Here is a 13591-nt window from a genome sequence, read left to right as displayed (position 1 = left end):
CAATGCCGGTCACATCCATCGCACACGAAAGAAGGGCCATGAGCAACAAAAGCGATTTCGGTTTGATCGGCCTGGCCGTGATGGGCCAGAACCTCGTGCTGAACGTGGAAAGCCGCGGCTTCCAGGTCAGCGTGCACAACCGCACCGAAGCCACCACCGAGGCCTTCGTGGCGGCGAACCCCGGCAAGAAGCTGATCGGCGCGAAGACGCTCGAGGAATTCGTTCAAAGCCTCGCCAGGCCCCGCAAGATCCAGATCATGGTGAAGGCCGGCGCACCGGTCGACCAGGTCATCGAGCAATTGATTCCGCTGCTCGACAAGGACGACATCGTCATCGACGGCGGCAACAGCCTGTATACCGACACCGAACGGCGCGATGCGCATCTTTCGGGCAAGGGCCTGCGCTTCATCGGTGCGGGCGTGTCGGGCGGCGAAGAAGGCGCGCGCAAGGGCCCGTCGATCATGCCGGGCGGGCCGCTTTCCACCTGGGAGGTGATGAAGCCGATTTTCGAGAGCATTGCAGCCAAGGTGGACGGCGAGCCCTGCGTGATTCACATCGGCCCCGGCGGCGCGGGCCACTACGTGAAGATGGTGCACAACGGCATCGAGTACGGCGACATGCAGCTGATCTGCGAGGCCTACAGCCTGTTCAAGGCCGCCGGCTTCACCACCGACGAGATGGCCGCGGTCTTCAACGAATGGAACGAAGGCGAACTGCAGAGCTACCTGATCCAGATCACCGCCAAGGCGCTCGAGCAGAAAGACCCGGAAACCGGCAAGCCGATCGTCGACCTCATTCTCGACAAGGCGGGCCAGAAGGGTACGGGCCAGTGGACGCTCATCAACGCGGCCGAGAACGCGGTGGTCATCAGCACCATCAACGCCGCTGTCGAGGCGCGCGTGCTGTCGTCGCAAAAGAAGCAACGCGTGGCGGCGAGCAAGCTGCTGCAGGGGCCGAAGGCCGCACTCTCGCTCGAAAAGAAGGCGCTGGTGGCCAAGGTGCACGACGCGCTCTATGCCTCGAAGGTCATCAGCTACACGCAGGGCTTCGACCTCATCAAGACCATGGGCGAAAAGAAGGAGTGGAAGCTCGACCTCGGCCGCATCGCGGCGATATGGCGCGGCGGATGCATCATTCGCGCGCGCTTCCTGAACCGCATCACCGACGCCTACCGCACCGATCCCGCACTGGGCAACCTGATGCTCGACCCCTTCTTCAAGGACGTGCTCAACCGCACGCAGCAGAACTGGCGCGACGTGGTGGCGCTAGCCGTGAGCAACGGCATCCCGGTGCCGGCGTTCAGCGCATCGCTCGCCTACTACGACAGCTACCGCACTGAGCGGCTATCGGCAAACCTGCTGCAGGCACAGCGCGACTTTTTTGGCGCGCATACGTATGAGCGGGTCGACAAGCCCGCGGGCGAGTTCTTCCATACCAACTGGCCGGAAGTGATCTAGGGCTGGCGCGCAGCTTCCGGGATTTCGCGTTTGACCTGCGCTACCAGTTCCGGCAGCGGCGCGGTCGCGTCGACGGTCACCACGCCGGGTTCGCCCACCGGGGATTCGAGCGTCGCGAACTGGTTGGCCACCAGGCTGGCCGGAAACATGTGCTCGCCCGCGCCCGCACGTGCGGCCACGCGCCGCTCGGCCTCGTCACGCTCGATGGACATGAACACGAAACGCAGGTCCGGCATGGCCGCACGCAACTGCTCGCGGTAAGCACGCTTGAGCGCCGAGCAAGTCAACACCGCGCCCTGCGGTTTGTCGGCAAGCGCGCGGCCGAGCGTGGCAAGCCAGCCGGCGCGGTCGGCATCGGTCAACGGAATGCCCTGGCGCATTTTTTCGACGTTCGACGCAGGGTGGTGATCGTCCCCTTCGATCAGCGGCAGCGCAAAGGCGGTGGCAAGCGCCGCCCCCAGGCTCGACTTGCCGCAGCCTGAAACTCCCATTACCACCATCCATATCCCGTTCATGTGTACCTTTGCAGCCAAGGCCGGACGGCCGCTGCCGCCGGTGGGTTGAATCTACCGCTTATTTTGAAACGGATTTGAAGCAATACCCGGCTGCGGGCCGCACGGCAAGAGCCCTCAAAAAAGACTGCCCTGCCCCGCCGCACCGGGCGGCCGGAAAGCGCCCAGGTCGAGCGGAATGCGCTCGCGGTTGAAGCCGATGCGGTTTGCCGCCTTCTCGAAGCGCTGGCGGATCAGGTCGGCCCAGAGGCCGGAGCCCTTCATGCGCGTCGCAAAGTCGGCGTCGTAGTCCTTGCCGCCGCGCATTTCGTGGATGCGCGCCATGATGCGGTCGGCGCGCTGCGGGTAGTGCAGCTCCAGCCATTCCTTGAAGAGCGGCGCCACTTCCCAAGGCAGCCGGATCACCGTGTAGAAGGCGCTGCGCGCACCGACCGCCCAGGCCGCTTCGAGCACCTGCTCCATGTCTTCGTTGACGAACGGAATCTGCGGCGCCACGCTCACGCCCACCGGCACGCCCGCTTCGGCCAGGGTGCGAATGGTGCGCAGCCGCCGATGCGGCGCGGCCGCGCGCGGCTCGAGCTTGCGGGCCAGCTCGCCGTCGAGCGTGGTCACGGTCACGTACACCGCGGCCAGGTGCTGGGCGGCCATGGGCGCGATCAGGTCGAGGTCGTGCTCGACCGCGCTCGACTTGGTCACCAGCGCGAACGGGTGCCGCGTTTCCTTCAGCAGCTCGATGATCGATCGGGTCAGCCGCAGTTCGCGCTCGATGGGCTGGTAGCAATCGGTGGCGGTGCCTATCGCGATGTGGCTGGGTCGGTAGCCCTTGCGGCCGAGTTCGGTACGCAGCACCTCGACGATGTTGCGCTTGGCGATGAGCTTGGTTTCGAAGTCGAGCCCCGGCGAGAGGTTGAGGTAGCTGTGGGTCGGCCGGGCAAAACAGTAGATGCAGCCATGCTCGCAGCCGCGGTACGGGTTCAGCGAACGGTCGAACGACACATCGGGCGAGTCGTTTTCATTGAGCACCGACTTCACGTCTTCGAAGCGCACCTCGGTAGCAAGCGGCGGCAGGTCTTCGGCTTCGGCCGCGCCTTCTTCGAGCGTGCCCCAGCCGTCGTCGAAGGCATTGCGCTCGTCGCGCGAAAAGCGGTGCGCCAGGCGCGTGGCCGCGCCGCGGCCCTTGATGGCGTGGATGGGAATGTGGGCAGCCGGCATGGCAGATCCTTTCTCGCTGAATACTGGTTATTTGTACAGTATTCCAATCCGATCGATCCGGCAAACGAATTTTCAATTTCTCTATTGACAGAAATTTCTAAAATCCTAGACTCCGAGACATGGAACTCACCGACATCCAACGCAAGTTCGTCCTCCACTGGGGCGAAATGGGCTCCATGTGGGGCGTGAACCGCACCGTCTCGCAGATCCACGCGCTGCTGTTCGCGCACGGCAAGCCCATGCACGCGGAAGAGCTCTCCGAGACGCTCGGCGTGGCCCGCTCCAATGTGAGCAACAGCCTGAAGGAACTGCAGGCGTGGAACCTGGTTCGCGTGACGCACATCCTCGGCGACCGGCGCGACTACTTCGAAACCAGCGTCGACGTGTGGGAGCTGTTCCGCACCGTGGTGCGCGAGCGCAAGGAACGCGAGTTCGACCCCACCATCCGCATGCTGCGCGAACTGGTCTCCAGCCCCGACTTCCAGAAGGAGCCCGCCGACGCGCAAGACCGCATCCGCTCCACCATGGACCTGATGAGCAAGCTTGCCACCTGGGCCGACGAAATGCTGCGGCTCTCGCCCGGCACGCTCGACAAGGTGCTGACGCTCGGCGCCAGCGTGCAGAAGTTCGTTCGCGGCGGCGATTCCGCTCCTGCAGCCCCCGCACCACCCAAGTCACCCAAGAAGAACGACGACGACCCCGATGCACACCATGCCAGCCTGCCGATGATCTGAGCTCTCTTTTTTTGCCCATTAATTTCTGTTTTGACAGAAATAACGAAACAAAACCCATGCGCTCCACTGCCACTTATCCCCTCACGGTCTACTACGACGCCACCTGCGCCCTCTGCACGGCCGAGATGAACGGCATGAAGGCGCGCGATTCCGCCGAGCGCCTGAACCTCGTCGACTGCTCGCCCGCCGATTTCAACGCCGGCCCTGCGCCGCGCGAGGCGTTGATGACAGCCATTCATGCGGTCGATGCCGCCGGGCAAGTGTTCGCGGGTGTTCCCGCCATACGGGCCTGCCGTGATGCCGTGGGGCTGCCGAGCGGCAGCTTCCTGCTCGATTTGCCGCTCGTCGCGCCGCTGGCCGACCGCGCCTATGCGGTGCTCGCACGCAACCGCTACCGGCTGCCGCGCTGGCTGGTCGCCGTGCTCGCCGGAAAGGCCGCGCGCTCGTCGGCCACGTGCGCCGGCGGCAACTGCCGAATCTGAAAAAAGAAGGAGCTTTCGTGCCCAATGTTTTCCAGCCCGATTTCCGCGTGCCGCAAACGCCAGGTGGCCCTCTCGCGCCACACCCGCTTGCCGCGCCCGAAGCTCCGTTCTCCAACCCCGCCATCACCACGGCCGACACGCACGACTACTTCACCGAGGTGGCCGACGACTACCGCGCATGGAGCCCCAGCTACAACATGCACTTCGGCTTCTGGCGGCTCGGGCTCAATCCGCTGCGCCGCGAAGTCATGCTGGTGGAAATGAACCGCGCGGTCGGCCGCGCATTGAAGCTCGACGAATCGGGTGAACCACGGCTGGCGCAAGAGGCCTCGCAACGCCGCCGCTGCGTGATCGATCTCGGCTGCGGCGCGGGCGCAACCGCGCGCACGCTGGTAGGCGACGACCCGTCGCTGTACGCCGTCACCGTGACCAACGTGGCTGTGCAGAACAGCATCGCCGCCCGGCTCGACGCCCGTGCCGGAGTGGCCGATCGCATGGCGCACATCGAGGCCGACTACACGCGCACCGGCCTGCCCGCGGCGCAAGCCGACGGCGCATGGGCCGTGGAAAGCGCCTGCTATGCCAATGGCACGGCCAAGGCCGATTTCGTGCGCGAGGCGGCCCGCCTGCTGAAGCCCGGCGCGCGGCTGGCGGTGGTCGACGGCTTTCTGCTGCGGCGCCAGCCCGGCCGCAGTGCCGGCTGGCTGCACCGTCTGTGGGCCGACAGCTGGGCCGTGCCCACGCTGGCCGTGCAGGACGATTTCGTGGCCGCGCTGCGCGACAACGGCTTCGAAGACATCGAGGTGCAGTCGCTGCGCTGGCGCGTGGCACCCAGTGCGCTGCACATTCCGGCGCTGGCCACGCGCTTTGCGCTGGTCGAGCTCTGGAAGGCGCGCGGCCGGCTCAGCCCCTGGCGCCGCAAGCACATCGTGGCCAGCTATTGCGCCCTGGTGCTGGGAATTTTCTGGCGCGACTTCGACTACTGCATCGTGACCGCCAAGCGCAGCGGCTGAAACGGCCGCATGAACGACACACGGCCCGTCTTCCAGCAAGCGCTCGGCCCTGGCTGGGAGCAACTCGGCGACGTGATCCGCCGGCACTACACGATGGCGCCGTTCTCGAACGCCCACGTGTGCGTGCGAGGCATCATGGACGAAGTGCATCACGCGCCTTGGGCGGGCATGCTGATGCCCTTCGGCCGCTTGTTCGGTGCGCTCGTTCCCTACACCGGCACCGGCGTGCCCATCGAAGTGCACTACCGCTGCCGCCCCGGCGACGCCTTTCTGTACTGGGACCGCGTCTTCAGCTTCGAAGGCCGCGCACCGTTCCACTTCCGATCGCACATGGCACACGTGGCGCACGCGAAAAAGGGCGGCAACGAGGTCATCGAATACGTGCGCTTCGGTATCGGCATGCGCCTGGCCGTGAGCGCGGAAGAAGGCGCGCTGGTGTTCCGCGACCGGGGCTACATCTGGCGCCTTGGCAGGCTGCGCTTGCCGCTGCCGCTCGGCCTGCTGCTCGGCACCGCCTACGTCGAAGAACGGCCCGATCCGAACGATGCCGACGGCTTCACCATGAAGATGGTGCTGCGCCACCGCTGGTTCGGCGATGTGTTCCGCTACAGCGGGCGCTTCCGGTTGGGGCCACAATGAGCCGATCATGCCGCGCCGCCCTGAAAACCTCTATCCGCAATACCACGCCCACGTCTACTTCGGCCCCGCCACGGTGGCCCAGGCAAGGCAGTTGTGCGAGCGCGCGGGCCGCGAGCTGATGGTGGTGGTGGGCCGGGTGCACGAACGGCTGGTCGGCCCGCATCCGCACTGGAGCTGCCAACTGGCGTTCGACGCGGCCGAGTTCGATCAGGTCATCGAGTGGCTGGAGGCCAACCGCAACGGCCTCGACATTTTTGTGCACGGCGTCACGGGCGACGACCTGGCCGACCACACGGCGCATGCCATGTGGCTTGGCGAGGAAAGCGCGCTCGACCTGCGGATGTTCCGGCACTAGGGGGCTCGGCTCAGAACTCCGCGTCCAGTTCGTCGATTTCCTCGGGTTCCTGCTTCGCGGCGGCCACCCACTCCTGCATGGCGGGCAAGTCCATCACGCGCTTGCAGTATGAGGCGCAGACGGTGTCCAGCGGCACGTCGTAGCTCAGAAAGCGCGTAACCACCGGCGCGTACATGGCGTCGGCCATGCCGGGCTGCTTGCCGAACAGGAAGGGGCCGCCATAGGTCTTCAGGCACTCGCGCCAGATGGCGACGATGCGGTCGATGTCGGCTTGCGCACGCGACCAGATCTTGAAACCCGGAAAGCGGGCCTTGATGTTCATCGGCAAGGCGCCGCGCATCGAAGCAAATCCGGAATGCATTTCGCCGCAGATTGCGCGGCAATGCGCGCGGGCCTGGATGTCGGCCGGCAGCAGTCCGGCCTTGGGCTTGATCTCGTTCAGGTATTCGCCGATGGCCAGCGTGTCCCACACCTTCACGCTGCCGTGCTGCAGCGAAGGCACCAGCATCGACGACGAGAGCAGCAGCATCTCGGCCTTCATCGCCGGATCGTCGGGCGGAATGATCTTTTCGCTGAAATCCAGCCCGGCCAGCCTGCACATCAGCCAGCCCCGCAGCGCCCAGGCGCCGTAGTTCTTGCTGCTGATGGTGAGAACGGGTTTGGCCATCGTGGGTCTCCTTGGCGGATCTGCCTTGCTGCCGGGTTGGCTCCCATGGCCGTGCAAGGCCTGTGCCACCGCTTGGCCCGCAACTTGCCTGTACTACTTATATGTTGTACCGGGCCTACCAGAACCAAGCCGACCTGCTCTCGCCCTCCCGGCTCGCAGCCCAGTACCTCGGCCAGGCGCTCTGGAAGGACGGCACCGAACGCACCATGGTGCGGCGCATGGCCGCGCAGTTCGAGGTTTTCTCGCGCATGCGACTGACCCATTCGCGGCCCGACTACGCCATTGGCAGCGTTCTGGTCGATGGCGCGGAAACCCCCGTGCACGAAGAGAAAACACTGGTCTCGCCCTTCGGCACGCTGCTGCATTTCCGCAAGGACACGAAAGCCGTGCACCCGCCCGTGCTGCTGGTTGCACCACTGTCGGGCCACTTCGCGACACTGCTGCGCGAAACCGTGCGCACCCTGCTGCGCGACCACGACGTGTACCTGACCGACTGGCACAACGCGCGCGACGTGCCGCTCTGGCATGGGGGCTTCAGCCTCGACGACTACACGCTGCAGCTCATCCAATTTCTCGAGGCCGTCGGCCCGGGCGTGCACATGGTCGCGGTCTGCCAGCCCTGCGTGGCCGCGCTGGCCGCCACCGCGCTCATGGCCGAAGACGACAACCCCGCCACGCCGCGCAGCCTGACGCTCATGGCCGGCCCTGTCGATTGCCGCATCAACCCCACCGGTGTGAACAAGCTCGCCACCAGCAAGCCCATCGAGTGGTTCCGCCGCAACCTGATCAGCCACGTGCCGTGGCCGCATGCCGGCATGATGCGGCGCGTGTACCCGGGCTTCCTGCAGCTTTCGGCCTTCATGAGCATGAACCCCGCGCGCCACAAGAAGCAGTTCGAGGACATGGCCAAGCACCTGGTCGAAGGCGAGATCGAGAAGGCCCGCACCATTGCCGCCTTCTACGAGGAATACCTGGCGGTGAACGACCTGCCGGCCGAGTTCTACCTGGAGACGGTGGAGCGCGTGTTCCAGACCTACGACCTGCCGCGCGGCGTGCTCACCGTGGGCGACCGCACGGTCAACCCGGCCGCCATCCGCCGCACCGCGCTGCTCACCGTGGAAGGCGAGCGCGACGACATCTGCGCGGTCGGCCAGACCGTGGCGGCGCAAGACCTTTGCACCAGCATCCGGCCATACCTGAAGACGCACCACCTGCAGGCCGGCGTGGGTCACTACGGCGTTTTCAGCGGCAGCAAGTGGAATGCGCAGATCTATCCGCGGGTGCGGGAAACCATTCACGCTGCGGCTGAGCTGCACTAGATCAACCAGCGTTCAGCGCCGGCTGCGCGCGCCCTTCGCAGCCACGCGCCGCACCGCCACTTCGCCGGCTTGAGGAAGCCGCTCGCGCAGGAACGCAATCAGCTCTTGTGCTGCCACGTTGCGCATGGGCCCCGGCAAGTAGGCCAGCACCACGCGGCGCTCGATGCGCGGCTTCAGCAGCGGCAGCACCACCAGTTCGGGATCGCGCAGCGACGAGGTGTAGAGCCGCGGCATCAATCCCAGGGCCTGGCCACTGCGCACCAGTGCATACAGCGTTTCGGAATAGCTCACGCGGTAGGGTTCGGGGCCCTGCTCGAATTGCGCGCGGGCCGGGTTGCCGAGTGCCGGCATGCTGCCGCTCTCGAACAGCACCAGCCGCTCCTTGCCGATGGCCTCCCAGCTCGTGTCCTCGGCCGCGGCCAGCGCATGGTCGCGCCGCACCACCAGCACCAGCGGGTCGCGGAACAGGTCGACGCAGGTCAGGCCGCCGGGCGGCTCGGTAATGGCTGCAATCGCCATGTCGAGCTGGCCGCCTCGCAGCTCGGCCAGCAAGTCGGTCGAGGGTGCGTCATGCCAGGCGATCTCGACCTCGCGCCCGCCGCCTTGAAGAAACTCGCTGGCCGCGGCCATGACGCGCGCGCTGGCCGATGGAATCACGCCGACGCGCACAAAGGCCCGGCCGCGTTGCACCGTGCTCTCGATATCGCGCAGCGCCACGTCGAAGGCGTTGACCAGGAAATCGGTGCGCGCCAGCACCTCGGCGCCCACAGGCGTGAGCTCCAGGCGATGGGTGGAACGGGTCAGCAGTTCTGTGCCAAGCAGTTTTTCCATCTGCTTGATGGCGTTGCTCAGCGCCGGCTGCGTAATGGCCAACCGGCGCGCCGCGCGGCCGAAGTGCCCTTCTTCCACCAGCACCGAGAAGAACTGAAGCTGGCGCAGGGTGAGCGCCCGAAGCGGCGAAGAGGCCATTGGCGTTCCGGTTATCGATTTGATGAATCAAATTATAGAAATTCAAAATTTCGCTTATGGAGCCCCGCTCCCTAGACTGGCCGGCATGACCAGCCCCACCTTGCCGCCCCTCACGCTGGAATCCATGCTGCACGCGATTCCGAAGGTGGAGCTGCATTGCCACCTGTTCGGCACGGTGCGCCACGAAACCTTCAGGCAACTCAACCATCGCGCCGGTTCGCCGCTCGCGGCCGAGGAAATCGAAGGCTTCTATACGCGTGGAGAAAAGCCGGTGGGCGTGCTGCGCGTGCTGCGCGCGCTCGATGCGCAACTGGTGCGCGGCCCCGGCGACCTCTATCAGCTGACGCGCGAATACCTCGAGGACGCGGCGGCCCACAACGTGCGCTACGCCGAGTTCTTCTGGAACCCGACGGGCACTGTGCATGGTTCCGGCATTCCGTATCCCATGGCGCAGTGCGCGATCGTGCGCGCAATCCAGGACGCGCAGCAGGAGTTCGGCATTACCGGCCGGCTCATTGCCGCCATCGACCGCGAGGCCAGCCCGGAGGCCGCCGTAGAGATGGTGGAGTGGGTCAAGACCCACCGCTGCGACGAGGTGATCGGCATCGGCATCGACTACCGCGAGGTCGACCGGCCGCCCGAACTCTTCGCCGAGGCTTATGCCGAAGCGCGGCGCGCGGGGCTCAAGGCCACCGCGCACGCCGGCGAGTTCGGCATGCCGTGGACCAACGTGCGCACCGCGCTCGACATGCTGCAGGTCGACCGCATCGACCACGGCTACACGGTGGTCGACCAGCCCGACTTCGCACGCCAGTGCGCCGAGCGCGGCGTGATCTTTACCGTGGTGCCGACCAACTCCTACTACCTGCGCACCCTGCCACCCGAGCGCTGGGCGCTCGACCATCCCATTCGCCGCATGCCCGGCCTGGGCCTGCGCATCCACCCCAATACCGACGACCCGACGCTGCACAAGGTGACGCCCACGCAGGCCTGGCTGATGATGGTGCGCGACTTTGGCTTCGGGCTGGACGACCTGCGCGGCTTCATGCACAACGGGCTCGACGGCGCATGGATCGACGACACCCAGCGCCGCGCATGGCGCATGCAATGGAGCCGGGAGTTCGACACGCTGCGCGCCCGCCTTGCACAAGAGCCGCATCCCGCCCACCCGCAATGAGCCAAGCCATGACCAAACCCTTCAGCCTGCCCCTCCGCACTCTTCTTGCCGCCACCCTCTGCGCGATGCTGCCTGCCGCCGCGCTCGCGCAGGCCGCATGGCCCGCCGCCAAGCCGATCACGCTGATCGTTCCCTACACGGCGGGCGGCAGCGTGGACGTCAACGCCCGCCTCGTCGCCACGCGGCTGGCCGAGCGGCTGAAGCAGTCGGTCGTCATCGAGAACGTGAGCGGCGCGGGCGGCGCCATCGGCGTGGCCAAGGCCGTGAATGCGGCGCCCGACGGCTACACGCTGGTGGTCGGGCCCGACAGCGCCATCGCAATCGGCCGGCTGGTCAACCCCTCGGCTTTCAAGTTCGATCCGCTCAAGGACCTGGCCCCGATCGGCATGCTCAACACCGCGCCAATGGTGCTGGTGGCTCGCCCCGGCCTCGAGGCCCAGACCTATGCCGACTTCGTGAAGCTCGCCAAGGCCAAGCCCGGTGCCTACAGCTACGCCACCTCGGGCGTGGGCACGGTGCTGCAGCTGGCCATGGAGCTTTTGAAGCAGCGCAGCGGCATCTTCGTGACCCATGTGCCCTACCGCGGCGGCGCGCAGATTGCCACCGACGTGATCGGCAACCAGGTCGACCTGGCGATGCTGGTCAGCACCAGCGCCATTCCGCATGTGAACGGCAATCGCCTGAAGGCGCTGGGCGTCACCGGCAGCCAGCGCCTCGCCGCGCTGCCCAACTTGCCCACCTTCAACGAGATGCCCGGACTCAAGGGCTACGACATGGTGAGCTGGACCGGCATCTTCGCCCCCGCCAGGACCCCGCCCGCTGTGGTGGCGCGCCTCAACCAAGAGCTGAACGCGGTGCTCGCCGAAGAACAGGTGCGTGCCAAGCTCAATGAGCAAGGCGCCCTGCCCGGTAGCGGCACGTCCGAGCAGTTCGGCCAGTTCGTGCAGGCCGAATACGCCCGCAATCAGAAGATCGTGCAGTCGGCCAATATCAAGGAATAAGCTATCCAGCCAGAGCCGGAGCTCGGCTGGTTACTGCTCTTCGGGCCAGTCGCGGATGTAGGCCTTCAGCATCTTGTTCTCGAAGTTCTGGCTGTCCACCACGGCCTTGGCCACGTCGTAGAAGCTGATCACGCCCATCAGCATGCGCTTGTCCATCACGGGCATGTAGCGCGCGTGGCGCTCCAGCATGATGCGGCGGATTTCGTCGAGTTCGGTTTCGAGCGTGCAGGTCACGGGCGCGTCGTCCATGGCCTTGCGCACGAGCGTGCCGCCCACCTGGCCGCCGTTGTCGACAAGGGCCAGGATCACTTCCCGAAAGGTGAGCATGCCGACCAGATCGCCGTGTTCCATGACCACCAGGGAGCCGATGTCCTTTTCCGCCATGGTATTGACCGCTTCGGCCAGCAGGTCGTCAGGCGTGATGGTGAAGAGCGTGCTGCCCTTGACGCGAAGGATGTCGCTGACTTTCATCGTGTGCTCCTCTCGGAAATCGTTCTCGGCGGGGTGCCGATTTGAATATAGCCCACAATCGGCGCCGACTCCCACGCCCATGATGCGCGCGCATGATTAGCAGACGTAACGGGGCATTGCGAACGAACCCAGAAAGGTCCTCATGCCCGGCTATTCCGACCCCGGATTCGATACTTTGGCGCTGCATGCAGGCGCCGCACCCGACCCCGCCACCGGCGCGCGGGCGGTGCCGATCCACCTCACCACTTCTTTCGTCTTCGAGTCGAGCGACCATGCGGCGGCGCTCTTCAACCTCGAGCGCGCGGGCCATGTGTACTCGCGCATCAGCAACCCCACCAATGCGGTGCTCGAGCAGCGCGTTTCAGCGCTCGAAGGCGGCATTGGCGCCATTGCCACCGCCAGCGGGCAGGCCGCGCTGCATCTCTCGATAGCCACGCTCATGGGCGCGGGCTCCCACATCGTGGCGAGCACCGCGCTTTACGGCGGCTCGCAGAACCTGCTGCACTACACGATGCGGCGCTTCGGCATCGAAACCACCTTCGTGAAGCCCGGCGACCTGGACGGCTGGCGTGCCGCCGTGCGCCCCGAAACCAAGCTCTTCTTCGGCGAAACCGTGGGCAACCCCGGGCTCGACGTGCTCGACATTCCGGCGGTGAGCGACATTGCCCACGAAGCCGGCGTGCCCCTGCTGGTCGATTCCACGCTCACGTCGCCGTACCTGATCAAGCCCTTCGACTGGGGCGCCGATCTGGTCTATCACTCGGCGACCAAGTTTCTCTCGGGCCATGGCACCGTGATTGGCGGCGTGGTGGTCGACGGCGGTAGTTTCGACTGGGAGAAATCGGGCAAATTCGCCGAGCTCACCCAGGCTTATGACGGCTTCCACAACATGGTCTTCAGCGAGGAAAGCACGGTCGGCGCCTTTTTGCTGCGCGCCCGGCGCGAGGGCCTGCGCGACTTCGGCGCCTCAATGAGCCCGCACACGGCCTGGCTGATATTGCAGGGCATCGAAACCTTGCCGCTGCGCATGGAGCGTCACATCGACAACACGCAGAAGGTGGTCGAGTTCCTTTCCAGCCACCCCTTCGTGTCGCGCGTGGGCCACCCGCTGATCGAATCGCACCCTAGCCACGCACTCGCGCAGAAGCTGTTGCGCCATGGTGCGCGCGGTGCCGGCGCGGTGTTCAGTTTCGACATCAAGGGCAGCCGCGCGCAGGGCAAGGCGTTTATCGAAGCGCTGAAGCTCTTCAGCCACCTGGCCAACGTAGGCGATTGCCGCAGCCTGGTGATTCACCCTGCAAGCACCACGCATTTCCGCATGACCGACGAGGCGCTGGCGGGTGCGGGCATTTCGCAAGGGACGATCCGGCTTTCGATCGGGCTCGAAGATCCGGCCGACCTGATCGACGACCTGAAGCGGGCGCTGAAGGCTGCGGAAAAGGCGGGTGGCTGAATGTTTTGTTTTCGTGTTCAACGCTCGTGGGTTCATTCGGGGCGCGCTCCCGCCGACGGGGTACCTTGCTCCGCGAATGTCCCCCGGCCTGCGGCCTCCTCCTTTATTTCGCTGCGCAAGGCACCCCATC

Annotated in this window: 15 protein-coding genes; 10 read left to right on the top strand and 5 right to left on the bottom strand. The window is 65.8% G+C overall.

Going from position 1 to position 13591, the window contains the following annotated elements:
- Positions 1 to 38: 38 nt before the first annotated feature.
- On the top strand, positions 39 to 1457 hold the full coding sequence (gnd, locus tag ABIC94_RS09570; RefSeq protein ID WP_354372792.1) for a decarboxylating NADP(+)-dependent phosphogluconate dehydrogenase: 1419 nt from the start codon (positions 39 to 41) through the stop codon (positions 1455 to 1457).
- On the opposite strand, the gene ABIC94_RS09565 is transcribed toward gnd, so the two are convergent.
- Together ABIC94_RS09565 and ABIC94_RS09560 are read right to left on the bottom strand one after the other, a co-directional pair.
- Positions 1454 to 1948, bottom strand: coding sequence for a gluconokinase (locus ABIC94_RS09565; protein ID WP_354372791.1), 495 nt, complete (start codon positions 1946 to 1948; stop codon positions 1454 to 1456). The two genes, gnd and ABIC94_RS09565, sit on opposite strands and share 4 nt — an antisense overlap.
- 138 nt (positions 1949 to 2086) lie before the next feature.
- Entirely contained in the window at positions 2087 to 3181 is a 1095-nt protein-coding gene (locus ABIC94_RS09560) for a PA0069 family radical SAM protein (RefSeq protein ID WP_354372790.1), read from the bottom strand.
- A 119-nt stretch (positions 3182 to 3300) separates the two neighbouring features.
- Here ABIC94_RS09560 and ABIC94_RS09555 point away from each other — a divergent pair, with 119 nt between their 5' ends.
- Genes ABIC94_RS09555 through ABIC94_RS09535 form a run of 5 tightly spaced genes read left to right on the top strand, consistent with a single transcriptional unit; the run spans position 3301 to position 6404 of the window.
- A complete protein-coding gene (locus ABIC94_RS09555; protein WP_354372789.1) occupies positions 3301 to 3915 on the top strand; it encodes a GbsR/MarR family transcriptional regulator in 615 nt (204 codons plus the stop codon).
- 56 nt (positions 3916 to 3971) lie between these two features.
- Positions 3972 to 4397: a thiol-disulfide oxidoreductase DCC family protein gene (locus ABIC94_RS09550; RefSeq protein WP_354372788.1), complete on the top strand. Its 426-nt coding sequence runs from the start codon at positions 3972 to 3974 to the stop codon at positions 4395 to 4397.
- Between the two features lie 17 nt (positions 4398 to 4414).
- Entirely contained in the window at positions 4415 to 5410 is a 996-nt protein-coding gene (locus ABIC94_RS09545) for an SAM-dependent methyltransferase (RefSeq protein WP_354372787.1), read from the top strand.
- A 9-nt stretch (positions 5411 to 5419) separates the two neighbouring features.
- Complete coding sequence (locus ABIC94_RS09540) at positions 5420 to 6049, top strand: DUF4166 domain-containing protein (protein WP_354372786.1); 630 nt, start codon at positions 5420 to 5422, stop codon at positions 6047 to 6049.
- 7 nt (positions 6050 to 6056) lie between these two features.
- Complete coding sequence (locus ABIC94_RS09535; RefSeq protein WP_354372785.1) at positions 6057 to 6404, top strand: DOPA 4,5-dioxygenase family protein; 348 nt, start codon at positions 6057 to 6059, stop codon at positions 6402 to 6404.
- A 10-nt stretch (positions 6405 to 6414) separates the two neighbouring features.
- Here the strand turns inward: ABIC94_RS09535 and ABIC94_RS09530 are convergent, their stop codons facing one another.
- Complete coding sequence (locus ABIC94_RS09530; RefSeq protein WP_354372784.1) at positions 6415 to 7071, bottom strand: glutathione S-transferase; 657 nt, start codon at positions 7069 to 7071, stop codon at positions 6415 to 6417.
- Between the two features lie 101 nt (positions 7072 to 7172).
- Here ABIC94_RS09530 and ABIC94_RS09525 point away from each other — a divergent pair, with 101 nt between their 5' ends.
- On the top strand, positions 7173 to 8390 hold the full coding sequence (locus tag ABIC94_RS09525) for a polyhydroxyalkanoate depolymerase (RefSeq protein WP_354372783.1): 1218 nt from the start codon (positions 7173 to 7175) through the stop codon (positions 8388 to 8390).
- Positions 8391 to 8402: 12 nt separating this feature from the next.
- Here the strand turns inward: ABIC94_RS09525 and ABIC94_RS09520 are convergent, their stop codons facing one another.
- On the bottom strand, positions 8403 to 9359 hold the full coding sequence (locus tag ABIC94_RS09520) for a LysR family transcriptional regulator (RefSeq protein ID WP_354372782.1): 957 nt from the start codon (positions 9357 to 9359) through the stop codon (positions 8403 to 8405).
- 85 nt (positions 9360 to 9444) lie between these two features.
- On the opposite strand from ABIC94_RS09520, the gene add reads away from it, so the two are divergent.
- A complete protein-coding gene (gene add, locus ABIC94_RS09515; RefSeq protein WP_354372781.1) occupies positions 9445 to 10536 on the top strand; it encodes an adenosine deaminase in 1092 nt (363 codons plus the stop codon).
- Between the two features lie 8 nt (positions 10537 to 10544).
- On the top strand, positions 10545 to 11537 hold the full coding sequence (locus ABIC94_RS09510) for a Bug family tripartite tricarboxylate transporter substrate binding protein (RefSeq protein ID WP_354372780.1): 993 nt from the start codon (positions 10545 to 10547) through the stop codon (positions 11535 to 11537).
- Between the two features lie 30 nt (positions 11538 to 11567).
- Here ABIC94_RS09510 and ABIC94_RS09505 read toward each other — a convergent pair whose 3' ends face one another.
- The gene (locus tag ABIC94_RS09505) at positions 11568 to 12008 is read right to left on the bottom strand and encodes a CBS domain-containing protein (RefSeq protein WP_354372779.1); all 441 of its coding nucleotides are present in this window, start codon (positions 12006 to 12008) and stop codon (positions 11568 to 11570) included.
- Positions 12009 to 12150: 142 nt separating this feature from the next.
- Between ABIC94_RS09505 and ABIC94_RS09500 the strand changes: the two genes are divergently transcribed.
- Positions 12151 to 13461 carry an O-acetylhomoserine aminocarboxypropyltransferase gene (locus tag ABIC94_RS09500; protein ID WP_354372778.1) on the top strand — a complete coding sequence of 437 codons (1311 nt, stop codon included), beginning with the start codon at positions 12151 to 12153 and terminating at the stop codon, positions 13459 to 13461.
- Positions 13462 to 13591: the final 130 nt, after the last annotated feature.

This window comes from Variovorax paradoxus, assembly GCF_040544635.1.
Lineage (GTDB): Bacteria > Pseudomonadota > Gammaproteobacteria > Burkholderiales > Burkholderiaceae_C > Variovorax > Variovorax paradoxus_R.
The sequence above is the reverse complement of the archived record's forward strand: the minus strand, read 5'-3'. Positions and strand labels throughout refer to the sequence as shown.